This is a genomic window from Pseudomonas syringae, from assembly GCF_021605415.1.
GTDB classification, from domain to species: domain Bacteria; phylum Pseudomonadota; class Gammaproteobacteria; order Pseudomonadales; family Pseudomonadaceae; genus Aquipseudomonas; species Aquipseudomonas syringae_S.
In genome coordinates, this window is the sequence record NZ_WKEQ01000007.1 from 152,568 (window position 1) to 164,654 (window position 12,087).

General features: G+C 57.5%; 10 protein-coding genes. 5 read left to right on the forward strand and 5 right to left on the reverse strand.

All coding sequences use genetic code 11. The features are described from left to right. Positions 1–74 precede the first annotated feature (74 nt). The 5 genes from GIW69_RS07205 to tssI are packed head-to-tail and all read right to left on the reverse strand — an operon-like array spanning position 75 to position 6,847. On the reverse strand, positions 75–2,411 hold the full coding sequence (locus tag GIW69_RS07205) for a lipase family protein (RefSeq protein WP_236481435.1): 2,337 nt from the start codon (positions 2,409–2,411) through the stop codon (positions 75–77). Beyond that, positions 2,408–3,244 (reverse strand): hypothetical protein, encoded by an 837-nt coding sequence (locus GIW69_RS07210; RefSeq protein ID WP_236481436.1) that lies wholly within the window; start codon positions 3,242–3,244, stop codon positions 2,408–2,410. The genes GIW69_RS07205 and GIW69_RS07210 overlap by 4 nt, the downstream gene beginning before the upstream one ends. After that, complete coding sequence (locus GIW69_RS07215; RefSeq protein WP_236481437.1) at positions 3,241–4,032, reverse strand: hypothetical protein; 792 nt, start codon at positions 4,030–4,032, stop codon at positions 3,241–3,243. Before GIW69_RS07215 ends, GIW69_RS07210 begins: the two co-directional genes overlap by 4 nt. Continuing rightward, the gene (locus tag GIW69_RS07220; RefSeq protein WP_236481438.1) at positions 4,029–4,883 is read right to left on the reverse strand and encodes a DUF4123 domain-containing protein; all 855 of its coding nucleotides are present in this window, start codon (positions 4,881–4,883) and stop codon (positions 4,029–4,031) included. The genes GIW69_RS07215 and GIW69_RS07220 overlap by 4 nt, the downstream gene beginning before the upstream one ends. Next, complete coding sequence (tssI, locus tag GIW69_RS07225; RefSeq protein WP_236481439.1) at positions 4,880–6,847, reverse strand: type VI secretion system tip protein TssI/VgrG; 1,968 nt, start codon at positions 6,845–6,847, stop codon at positions 4,880–4,882. Before tssI ends, GIW69_RS07220 begins: the two co-directional genes overlap by 4 nt. 701 nt (positions 6,848–7,548) lie before the next feature. Here tssI and tssA point away from each other — a divergent pair. From tssA to GIW69_RS07250, 5 genes are read left to right on the forward strand one after another with little or no spacing between them, the layout of a single operon-like run. Then, positions 7,549–9,111 carry a type VI secretion system protein TssA gene (gene tssA, locus GIW69_RS07230; RefSeq protein WP_236481440.1) on the forward strand — a complete coding sequence of 521 codons (1,563 nt, stop codon included), beginning with the start codon at positions 7,549–7,551 and terminating at the stop codon, positions 9,109–9,111. Between the two features lie 32 nt (positions 9,112–9,143). Next, the gene (gene tssB, locus GIW69_RS07235; protein ID WP_236481441.1) at positions 9,144–9,647 is read left to right on the forward strand and encodes a type VI secretion system contractile sheath small subunit; all 504 of its coding nucleotides are present in this window, start codon (positions 9,144–9,146) and stop codon (positions 9,645–9,647) included. A gap of 28 nt (positions 9,648–9,675) precedes the next feature. Next, complete coding sequence (gene tssC / locus GIW69_RS07240; protein WP_236481442.1) at positions 9,676–11,151, forward strand: type VI secretion system contractile sheath large subunit; 1,476 nt, start codon at positions 9,676–9,678, stop codon at positions 11,149–11,151. Positions 11,152–11,163: 12 nt separating this feature from the next. Beyond that, on the forward strand, positions 11,164–11,571 hold the full coding sequence (gene tssE, locus GIW69_RS07245) for a type VI secretion system baseplate subunit TssE (RefSeq protein WP_236481443.1): 408 nt from the start codon (positions 11,164–11,166) through the stop codon (positions 11,569–11,571). An 11-nt stretch (positions 11,572–11,582) separates the two neighbouring features. Further along, positions 11,583–12,086, forward strand: coding sequence for a PAAR domain-containing protein (locus tag GIW69_RS07250; RefSeq protein WP_236481444.1), 504 nt, complete (start codon positions 11,583–11,585; stop codon positions 12,084–12,086). Position 12,087 lies beyond the last annotated feature (1 nt).

Consider the following 12,087-nt stretch of genomic DNA (forward strand, 5'->3'; position numbering starts at 1 on the left):
GATTTCCCCGAGGGGAACACCGTATTGGAAAAATGGGCACGCCGATTGAGTCGGGTGCCCATTTTTTATGGCGATCACGCAATTGAGTCGATATCCAGGTGAAACGGCGCGCCGACGGCATGCCCTCCGGTGATCGCCGCAATCGCTGCGTCGGGGTCTGCGGCCGCTTTGGGGATCATTGCCAATTGCTCCTCAACCCGGTTTTGCGGGTGAGCGTTCCAGCGTCGCAGGCTTGCTTCCAGCCACTCGGTGTTTTCGGCGTGGCTGCCATAGACATGCGCAGCGGTGACTTGCTGTTGATGCAGGGCTTTCAGACGCTCGTGGGTCATTCGCAACTTGTCGATTTCCGTATCGAGCACATTGGTTTTATGAATTCTTTCCTGATGGCGGCCATATGCGTTGGGGTGCTCTCTGATCCTCCTGTTGACGGCGTCCAGCTGCACTTGAAGTTTTTTCAACGCGTTACCGACCCATTCAAATTCACGAAACGTCACCAGTGAGCGATTCAACCGCTGCGATTCCTGCCAGCGCCGCAGGCTCGCCCAGCAGCCGGGAATGTAACTGCCGACCATCGAGTGGTCGCCGGCCTGAAACAGTTGCAACAAAAACGGCGCGCGGTCGGGCAGGCCGTCGACCTGCTTCAGCGCCGCCGCGCAACCGTGATCGTTGATCGTGCTGCAACCCGGTTGCCACAGAATCGAGGACCGGTGCCCCTCGCCAAACTCAACCGGCATGAAGTGACGCAACTCACCGTGATGCCCATAACGGTCACCCATGAAATTAGTCATGCCCCAGACCAGCAAACCGAAACCGGCGACCGGGTTGACCGCCAGCACGGCCGCGTTTGTGACGTACATGGGCTTGGGTTTGGCAAACGTGTTCATCCACGTGGCGGGCACGCCGGGGACGGGATCGTTCTGGTTGACGATGCGGTGATGGATCAGCGGCTTGGCGCAGTCGATGAAGGTGGTGTCGCCGGCACGAGGGGCGCCGTAGGTGTAGAGGACGATGTCGGTGGCGTATCGACTGTTGCGTCGTAGCATCTCAGCCAGGATCAACGCGACTGCGCCGCCGAGGCTGTGGCCGGTGATCAGGACTTTTTGTCCGCTGTAGAATTTTTCCAGATAGTTCACAACAAACGGATAAACCGCCTTGGCGCCGCCGTAGAAGCCGCGATGAACCTTGCCTTCTCCTTCTTCGAAAGGAACCTGATAGGCATCGCCATCACGCATGCCATCGGCCAGCAGTTCGCTGGTGCCGCGCACGCTGATCAATATCAAGCCGTCGTGATGGGTGATAAACGCCTGTGTATCCGAGCTCTTGGTCTGTTTGCGATCATCAAAAAAATGCAGCTTGGCCGGATGCTCCTGCTCTCCGCCCAGCTCAGGATTATTGACCTCCGGGTACAGCTGCGGATCGAACGGCACCACTTCGAGGCGTTTGGAGTAGGGCACCTCTTCATACAGCGGGAAATACTTGTCGGTTTGTTTGCCATCGACTTGCCACAGCTCATCGAATTGCGGCAACGCATGACCGAACCAGTTGCCGCTGGTGGGTTGCAAGGGGAACGCCACACTGTCCGTTTCCACGGGCTGGGTATTCGGATCCTGACCAAAGTCGGTGTAGCTCAACGTCGCCATCAGTGACAGTTGATAAAGATTGAGTGCGCAAAATTCGTTGTCGGTTGACAGCATCGGGCGCAACGCTCGCATTGGCCGCACTTCCAGCACGTGGTGCTGGTTGGGCAGCAGGGCGATGCCCTCCGCTTTGGGTGGCGGCGGACCGAATCCCAGCTCGGCCATGGCCGCATCTTCGGGACGAATGACGTCACTCATACCCACAGCCGGTATCGCCGTTTTCGAGGTTGTGAATGTTCTGGTTCTGGCTGGCTGGCGAAACAGTTTGTGCACCATCATGCAGGGCGGATCGTTTCGCGTGACTAGGGGCGGTAAATGCGCGACGTGTTTGACCAGTTCGCGCACTTCGATCTGGTAATAGGCATTGGGTGCAGCGAGGTCCTTTGCCGGGTTGGCCTGGGTTCGTTGGCCTGAGTCGTTGAAGAAACGGGTTTTCTCGGCGCGGACTTGGAGTTCGGTGATGGGGAGCGGGTAGTCCGGTCTTTTTCTTAAATCCTGATAAAGCTTTTCGGTGCCCTGAAATAGGAGGTTTAGTTTGAGCACTACTGGGCCACAGAAGTGGTTGTCTACCTTGCCAGCACCCTTTGCATCTAGCTTCCCGGTGTAGACCGTGTCTTCGTAATCGGTAATTTCGTATGCCAATCCAGCATAGGGTTTGCCGCTCCCGAACTCATCCACTAACTGAAAAGTTGTCGAATGACCACGCAGGGGACAGGCGTGAATGGTTCCCTTCATAAACGGCACATCATTTGCGGCTAAAGGTTCAATGCTCATGGGGTTTCATCCTTGTTCTCCGTGCAACCTGGATAAATGGTGCAGATCCGTTCATCCACCATCCTGAAAGTGCTGAAGTCTTTGTGATTTCCATTGCAATAGCCGCTTTGATCTTCTAGGCCATTGCCCATGCACCGCTTCCAGCCACCGGGAACCTGAACCCATGTGTCACCCCAGCCGGGTTCTTCTTCATCTGCCAATTTGATTTTCAGCGTTACAGTTTTTCCCGGAAGTTGTGCCAGTGTGTATGCCGTAAACGGGCGGCTTCGGATGACATTTCCCTGTTCATCCATTTTTTTACATCTAAGAAGTTTGATTAGGTATCGCTTGGGTCCGACGGTGCGGAACATCCACCGACATTCACCGAAGAACTCAGCAATCCCGTCATCACCAACAGTGCCCATCTGCCGCTCCAGCAACTCCGGGCGTACGGCGAATGAGGCGAAGTCATAGCTTTGGTCGCTTCTTTGCGGGCCAAAAATGCCTATGACCTTGATCTCGACACGATGCAACGCCAGCGGGCAATTACTCACGGTTCTATAAAGCGGTATCTCAGACGTGCCCTCGTACTCCATGTTGGTTTTGTTAAAACCAAGCTCAGTGTTTTTCCCACCTGGGACGGTGCACGTCTGACCTTTAGCGGGTACATAGGCGGCCGTCAGGTCGTATTTGAAGTCAGGCGGAAAGTCGGGAACGAAGGTGAAACTGTCCCCCTTGCCAAGAACAGAACAGCCCACGATCATGGACAGGAAACTGCCGAGGATCAGGCTTTTAATGATTCGTTTCGCGCGTGGGGACACTGTCCTTACAAACCACGATTGATATTGCTTCATGGGATTTCGTCCTTGTTTTCCGTACATCCTGGATAAATAGTGCAAGTCCGCTCATCCACCATCTTGAAGCTGCTAAAAGCTTTGTAGTTGCCGTAGCAAAAGGCGTACTGGTCTTCAAAGTTTTTTCCAAGGCAACGCTTCCATCCACCGGGCACTTTCACCCAGGTATCACCGATTGCTGGTTTCTCCTCATTCGCTAAGTTGATCTTCAGCCTTACCGTTTTTCCCGGTAGCTGCGCCAGCGTGTACGCCGTAAAAGGACGATTTCGGGCCACATTGCCCTGCGCATCCATTTTTTTGCAGGTGAGCAATTTTATAAGGTAGCGATGGCGTCCAACGGTGCGGAACATCCACTGACATTCACCGAAGAACTCAGCAACGCCGTCATCACCAACAGTGCCCATCTGCCGCTCCAGCAACTCCGGGCGTACGGCGAATGAGGCGTAGTCATAGCTTTGGTTACTTCTTCCCGGGCCAAAAATGCCTATGACCTTGATCTCCACGCGATGCAACGCCAGCGGGCAATTACTCACGGTTCTATAAAGCGGTATCTCAGACGTGCCCTCGTACTCCATGTTGGTTTTGTTAAAACCAAGCTCAGTGTCTTTCCCTCCCGGGACGGTGCACGTCTGACCTTTGGCGGGTACGTAGGCGGCCGTCAGGTCGTATTTGAAATCAGGCGGAAAGTCGGGAACGAAGGTGAAACTGTCCTGCTTCCCAAGCACCGAACAACCCGCGGTCAAAGACAAACAGCCCACCACCACGGCAAATCGAAAATACCGCGTCATACGGACTGACTCCCAACCCCATGCAACGCCCACTGATACACCCGCTGGAACTGCGCCGCCGGCTCCTCTCCAGGTCTGGGTTGCCATGAATCGGGTAGCCGGTAACCCGGTAAGTGCAAACTTTGCGTCAGTAAAAAATGCACTTGCTCGGGCTGTTGCCAACCCCATGCGCGGGCCAGTTCGATTTGCTCCCACAGCCAGTCGTCCATGTTCACGTGCGTGGCCAGGGCCAGCATGGCTTGGGTGTGCTGGCCAACGAGGTAGCGGCGGGTGTTATCGAACTGGATGTTCGCGTGGACGAGATCCGGCGTTGGGGTTTTCAGCCACGGCGGGTCGGGCGGTAGTGGATGTGCGCCGGGATTGGGGTTGTCGGTGACGGTCCATTGCCCGCCCTGCCAGTAACAGACACTGGTGATCGGCCCGAGATAGTCGGCGTGTTGCTCTGTTCGCAGCCAGGCGAGGGCACGTCCCAGCACGCGGCTGTCGTGGAAGCGGTAGATCGCCTGAGCGGGACGTTCGCCGATGATCAGGCGCGCGCGCCAATGCGCGGCGAGGGCATCAAGGTTCGTGTCGCTGGCGCTGGCGCTGGCCAGCCAGCCCCAATGTCGTGCGGGGCTGGCGAACAGGTTTTGAAGAACCGGATGAGCGACGGAGCCGATCTGGAACAGATGAGGCCCGGCATGAGCCAGTGAATCCGCCGTCGTGCCCAGATACAAATTGCGGACGTACTCGGCGCCCAGCTCCTTGGACAGCGCCGTGCATTCGCTTTGCTGGCCGTCGGTGTCGAGCATCAGGTAAAGGTTGCGCCCGAGCCGGGGTTGTTCGTGCAGCCATTGTTGAAGGGGGCTCATGCGACCTCCCCGATGTTGCATTGACCGGCGAGGCACGCTTCGCAAAGCGGGCAGTAATCCGCCGCCTGTTGCCGGGCGGCGCTGACGATGGACGCCGGGCTGGCAATGACCGCGGGAACGCTGGCCGAGGCTTGAAGCGGCAGCAGACCGGGCATGGGGGCGCCGCCATCGACGATGGGCACGCTGCTGAAAATCCCGGCGGCGTTGATGACGATATGGTGCCCGCCGGCCTTCAATGTCAGGCTCATGCCCGCATCGATCACTACGTGGGGGCCGGTGACATGTGTCTGCTGGCCAGACCGAATCACCAGTGAGCCCTGCGCCGATGTGCTGCTGTTGCCGCTGATGGTGATCAACTCATTACCGCCAATCACCGTGTTCCGCGCACCTTCAGTTGAGTGCAGCTCCGTGCCTTTGATCAGGCAGGTGCTGTCGTTGAGGATCAATTGCTCGATATCACGCTGGGCGCGCAGGTAGATTTTTTCCTGGCCGGCGCGATCCTCGATCGACAACTCGTTGTAACCGCCATTGCGCGGCGAGCTTTGACTGCGCAGCACGGTGCGCGTCTTGTGCTCGGGTAACGGATGCGCAACAGACATGACTTTGTTCGCCACGCACCCGGTGATCAGCGGTTGATCCGGGTCGCCTTCCTGGAACGTCACGATCACTTCCATGCCGACGCGCGGAATCGTCACCGCACCAAAACCTTCACCTGCCCAACTCGTGGCAACGCGCAGCCAGCAACTGCTTTTGTCACTGCCCAGTTCTGCCCGATCCCAGTGGAACTCGACACACACCCTGCCGTATTCGTCGCAGAAGATTTCCTCGCCGGGAGGGCCGGTGACGCGCGCGGTCTGGCAAACCAGTGCGGGCCGTCGCGGAGGTAGAGCGGGGCGAAAAATGACGTCCGCCGGGATGGCGGTGAAGCGGTTGCGATAACCTTGGGTCAGGCCGTCGGCGGATTGAGCGGCGTCGCCGCCAACCTCCTCGAGTGATTGTGGCTGTGCGCCCGTGTGCTTGAGACTCACCAGCAACCACAGGCCGTTGCAGTCCCTGCGCGGATGTCCGCTCAAGTCAAACAGATGACCACTGCGCAGGGTCGGCTGATCGCTTTCACCCTCAATCGATTGATAGTCGAAACGGTGCCGCTCAAGGGTCTGGCGTATTCGCTGCCGTCCCTGTTTTTCGGTCCTCATTGGCAGCGGGTAGCGATAGTCTTCCAGCGTCGGCGTGAACTCGGCGGTAAAGCGATTTTCCAGAAGCAGGCTCGGGCGGCTGAAGTCATAGTCGCGACGCGTCACTGAACTGGTGCGCGTCCTGAAACCCATGGAAAACCTGTTAACGACCGGATGCTCCGCAACCATGCCGGTGTCTTGTTGGTAGGGGGTGACGCCCAGCGTAGGAAAAAACACCGAATCGTCGGTGAACACCAGCACATGCCTGTCATTGAAGTGCTGGTGATGCCACGCAATCCCATCCTCGGCGCACAGGCGCTGAATCAAATCGAAATCGGTTTCACCATATTGCGTGCAGTATTCGCGTACTGCGCTGCTGCTGACATGGAAGGTAAACACGTCCGTCTGGATGCCATGCCGTTGAAGCACCCGAGTGATGATTTGCGGCACGGTCAGGTTCTGGAAAATCCGTTGATCCTGGCTGAATTGCAGATAGTGCAGGTCGGGCACCAGGCTGAGGTGATAGTGGGTCAGGCGCTTTCCTGATTTGCCGACACTCACGTCGTCAATGCGGCCGTGAATGCCTTCGCTGTTGAAGCCGAACTGCAGAAACGCGGGTTGGCTGAGCAGGGTTTCCAGATCGAATTCGCGGCGCTCGCTGACCAGTTCGATGCGAATGCAATAAAGCTGACTCAAGGCCTCGGTACCCTCGAAGGCGAGCACCTTGAAATCGTGGCGAACAGAAGGGATCTGCAACGTAAAGCGCACGCCGTTGGCGGGTCTGAACATAGGCTTGTCCTTAAGCAAAAAAATCTGAAGCGCGCCGATCGTCCTTGATCATCCGCGCGAGAAAGACTGCCAAGACACGCTAGCAAGGCGAGAAATAAATTGATGTACGAAGTATCCCGGCTATATGTCGGATCGTTCCGTGTCTGGAGGTGTCGGGAAGAATGCAGGAAAAGGCTGTAGGCAATGATTCCGGTATTAATCGCCAGCGTGATTCAAACGGCGCGCGGGAATAACCCTAATCATTTTCTGCTATCAAGATGATGGCACTTTTAATGGAGGCCGGTGTTTCCAATGATTTCTTTGGAACTTTCTGAAGTTTCAGATGTTTCCTACTTCTTTTTTTTTCAAGAGTTGTCATCCTTCTCGCCGAGTCACACAGGTACAATCCGCCGCCTGCCGGCATTTTCGGGATGGAAGGCTCTGGATCAAGGGTTTCATCGGGGTTCGAAGCGCGCGGGCAATATAAGTCGGCATCGGGGAAACCCCTGTCACATATAGGGCAATGTCTTACAGGCTTCAAAGTACAGTTCGTCTTGTTGATTAATCAGATGCTTGCTAGTGGCCATCATAGTGATTACGATGCGCCCACTTGAAAGAGCCAAAACTCAATTGGATGAGTCTCATCATCGCTCTTCGATACAGTCCCGTGTCATCGGAATTATCGATGAACGTATGACCGTCATCTTAACTAAAGGCCATGGATGTCCTACTCAAGCAAACTTTCCGCCCATTACCTTGAACTCGCAAAAGCCTCTGTTTCCAAAGAGAATTTCGCGGGCGAGGATGTTCGCTTTTCGAGCGAATTCGAGGCGTTGGAAAGTGAGCTGGCCAAGGCTTCGTCGATGCACGAAAGCGGGCAGATCGACTGGCTGAAAATCCGCGAAAACAGCGAAAATCTGCTCCGTACCCAATCCAAGGATTTGCGCGTTGGCGCTTGGCTGACCTGGTCGTTGTACCAGCGTGAATCCTTCCCCGGACTGCTCGCCGGGCTCGGTTTGCTGCACCACTTGTCGGAAAACAACTGGGCCGACATTCATCCGCTCAAGGCCCGCACCCGAGCCGCCGCTGTCGGCTGGCTGGTGCCGCGCCTGGAGCAGGTGCTCACCGAAAACGTCGCGATCAAAGAACAGCTGCCGATGTTCCGACAGTTGTCCGAGCATCTGGAAGGGCTTGACGCGGCGTGCACCGAACACCTGGGCGATGACGCGCCACTCCTGCTGCCGATCAGCCGTCGTCTGAAGACGATGATTCAGCGCGCCGCCGACAACCAGCCAGCCCCCGGCGTGATGGGCTCGGCGGTGGCGCAGGTCAAACAGGCCGCCACTCAGCTGTTCACCCCCGGCGCCCCAATCGATAACGAAAAAGAAGCTCACAAAGCCCTGCGCGCCCAGCAGGAAAGCGCGCGGCCCTTGTGTGCGTGGTGGCTCAAGCAGAAGGCCACCGATCTGCGCGCGTTGCGTCTGAACCGCACCTTGCTGTGGCTGCCGATCGACGCGGTGCCCGAGCGCAACGCCGACAACATCACGGTGCTGCGCAATCTGCCGCCGGACAAACTCAAGGCTTATCAGGATCGTTTCGATCAAGGCAAATACGCCGATCTGTTGGTGGAACTGGAGGCGAGCCTGGCGAAGGCGCCGTTCTGGTTCGATGGCCAAAGGCTGGTCTGGGAATGCCTCCAGGGGTTGAACGCCGAGATGGCAATGCGCGAAGTGGAGATCCACTTCGCGCTTTTGGTTCAACGCTTGCCCGGCATCATCGAGCTGCGATTCCACGACGGCGCGCCGTTCGCCGACCCTGCCACCCGTGCCTGGATCGCCGGCAATGTCATGCCGCACCTGCAAAGCGCCAGCGCGCCGCGCAAGGTCGAATCCGACGACGTCGAGTCGCAACCGGCCTGGGAAAAAGCCCTCGAAGAGGTGCTGCCGATTCTGCGCAAGGAAGGCCTCAAGACCGCCGTGCAGATTCTCAAGCAAGGCCTGCAGGCCGCTCAGGGTGGCCGCGTGCGGTTTTTTTGGCAGTTCGCTTTGGCACGTTTGTGCTTCATCGCCAAGAAGTACGAACTGGCCAAGAACCAGCTCGAAACCCTCGATCAGACATTACAGGACTCAGGCCTGCACGCCTGGGAGCCCGATCTTGCATTGGAAGTGCTGCATTTACTGCATAGCTGCTGCGAGTTGTTGCCGCAGAACCATGCCGTACGTGAACGCAAGGAAGAGATTTATCGCAGGCTGTGCCACCTCGATCTCGAAGTGGTACTCGAATAGGCCCCAGGGCCACAACCGCAAGGAGAAAAGCCATGGCCAAAGAAGGCTCGGTAGCCCCCAAGGAACGCATCAACGTCACCTTCAAACCCGCCACCGGCGGTGCTCAGGAAGAGATTGAACTGCCGCTGAAACTGCTGGCAATCGGTGACTACACCCACCGCAAGGACGAGCGCAAGATCGAGGATCGCAAGCCGATCAGCATCGACAAGATGACCTTCGACGAAGTGCTGGCCAAGCAAGAGCTGGGTCTGACGCTGAGCGTGCCTAACCGTCTGCAGGAAGACGGCGAAGCCGACGAGCTGGCTGTGCAACTGCGCGTCAACTCGATGAAGGACTTCAACCCGGCCAGCCTGGTCGAGCAAGTGCCTGAGCTGAAAAAGCTGATGGAACTGCGCGACGCGCTGGTGGCCCTCAAAGGTCCTCTGGGTAACGCACCTGCGTTCCGTAAAGCCATCGAAGGCGTGCTCGCCGACGACGAATCCCGCGGTCGCGTACTCGGTGAGCTGGGCCTGAACGCCGCAGCCCCGGACGCCTGAGACCACAGCAGCCAAGGAAGCCAACACAATGAGCACTAGCGCAGCACAAGAGAAAAGCGCCGAGAACGGCGAATACAGCATTCTCGACAGCATCATCGCCGAAACCCGCCTGACCCCGGACGACGAAGCCTACGACATCGCCAAGCGTGGTGTGTCGGCCTTCATCGAAGAGCTGCTCAAGCCGCAGAACAACGGTGAGCCGGTCAAGAAAGCCATGGTTGACCGCATGATCGCCGAGATCGATGCCAAGCTCAGCCGCCAGATGGACGAAATCCTGCACCACCCGGATTTCCAGGCGCTGGAATCGTCGTGGCGTGGTCTGCAACTGCTGGTCGACCGCACCAACTTCCGCGAAAACATCAAGATCGAAATCCTCAACGTCTCCAAGGACGACCTGCTGGACGATTTCGAAGATTCGCCGGAAGTCATGCAGTCGGGCCTGTACAAGCACATCTACACGGCTGAATACGGCCAGTTCGGTGGTCAGCCGGTTGGCGCGATCATCGCCAACTACTACATGTCGCCAAGCTCGCCAGACGTGAAGCTGATGCAGTACGTTTCCAGCGTCGCCTGCATGTCTCACGCGCCATTCATCGCCGCTGCCGGTCCGAAGTTTTTCGGCCTGGAAAGCTTCACCGGCCTGCCGGATCTGAAAGATCTGAAAGACCACTTCGAAGGCCCGCAATTCGCCAAATGGCAGAGCTTCCGTACTTCGGAAGATTCCCGCTACGTCGGCCTGACCGTGCCGCGTTTCCTGCTGCGTAACCCGTACGACCCGGAAGAAAACCCGGTCAAATCGTTCGTGTACAAGGAAACCGTTGCCAATAGCCACGAGCACTACCTGTGGGGCAACACGGCCTACGCGTTCGGTACCAAGCTGACCGACAGCTTCGCCAAATTCCGCTGGTGCCCGAACATCATCGGCCCACAGAGCGGCGGTGCCGTTGAAGACCTGCCTCTTCACCACTTCGAAAGCATGGGCGAAATCGAAACCAAGATTCCTACCGAGGTTCTGGTTTCCGACCGTCGTGAATACGAACTGGCCGAGGAAGGCTTCATCTCCCTGACCATGCGCAAAGGCTCCGACAACGCGGCGTTCTTCTCCGCAAGCTCGGTGCAGAAGCCGAAGTTCTTCGGCATCAGCGCGGAAGGCAAGGCAGCTGAGCTGAACTACAAGCTCGGCACTCAACTGCCGTACATGATGATCGTCAACCGCTTGGCTCACTACTTGAAAGTGCTGCAGCGCGAGCAACTCGGTTCGTGGAAGGAACGTACCGACCTCGAACTGGAACTGAACAAGTGGATCCGTCAGTACGTCGCCGACCAGGAAAACCCGAGCGCCGAAGTGCGTGGCCGTCGTCCGCTGCGCGCTGCGCAAATCATCGTCAGCGACGTTGAAGGCGAGCCAGGCTGGTATCGCGTCAGCTTGAACGTGCGTCCGCACTTCAAGTACATGGGTGCCGATTTCACCCTGTCGCTGGTTGGCAAGCTGGACAAAGAGTAAGCGGAGCGACTCATGACTGGATACGGCAGCCTTTTCGAACGCCTGAACGGCGACGCGGACAAACGCGTCGGCTGGAGCCGCGAGGTTTCCGCCATGGCGTCCGTGGCTGCCCATCTGGCCAAGATGCTCAGCACCCGTGCGGGCAGCGTGCAGACGCTGTCCGATTACGGGTTACCCGATCTCAATGACATGCGCCTGAGCCTGCACGACTCTTTGAGTCAGGCCCGGCAGGCCATCGAAAGCTTCATCGAAGCCTACGAACCGCGCCTGAGCAATGTGCGTGTCATTTCACTGCCGCGTGATCACGATCAGCTTCGTCTGTCCTTCAGCATCGAAGGCCTGCTGGAAGTTGATGGTTTCAAGCGACAGGTCAGTTTCGCCGCGCGCCTGGATGGCAGCGGTCAAGTGAAGGTCACCTAAGGAGAACCCCGATGTCTGGCAAACCCGCAGCACGTGTATCCGACCCCACCGCTTGCCCGCTCCCCGGTCACGGCACCAACCCGATCGCCGCCGGTTCCGGCGACGTGTTCTTCGACGGCCTCGCGGCCGCCCGCCAAGGCGATGCCTCCGCGTGTGGTGGTGCGATGTCGGGTGGCTTGGCGACCACCGTGTTGATCAACGGCAAGCCTGCTGCGACGGTTGATTCGGTAGGTACCCATGGCAACAAAGTCACTGCCGGTTCCGGGACGGTGATTATCGGCAATTCGCATTCGCCGGCGCCGTTTGTGCCGCCGAAGCCGGTCATCATTCCTGGAATATTCAATCGTGTCTTTGAATTCAAAACCGCAGATGGAAGGACGGTTAAAAATTTAAACTACACCGTGCGCTCCGAGAGCGGGATTGAAAAAACAGGCTCAACGTCTACAGGTATGTCAGGTGGTTTTTCAACTGGAAAAACGGCAGAGCCTGTCACTCTATATATTTCGGCGGACTAAT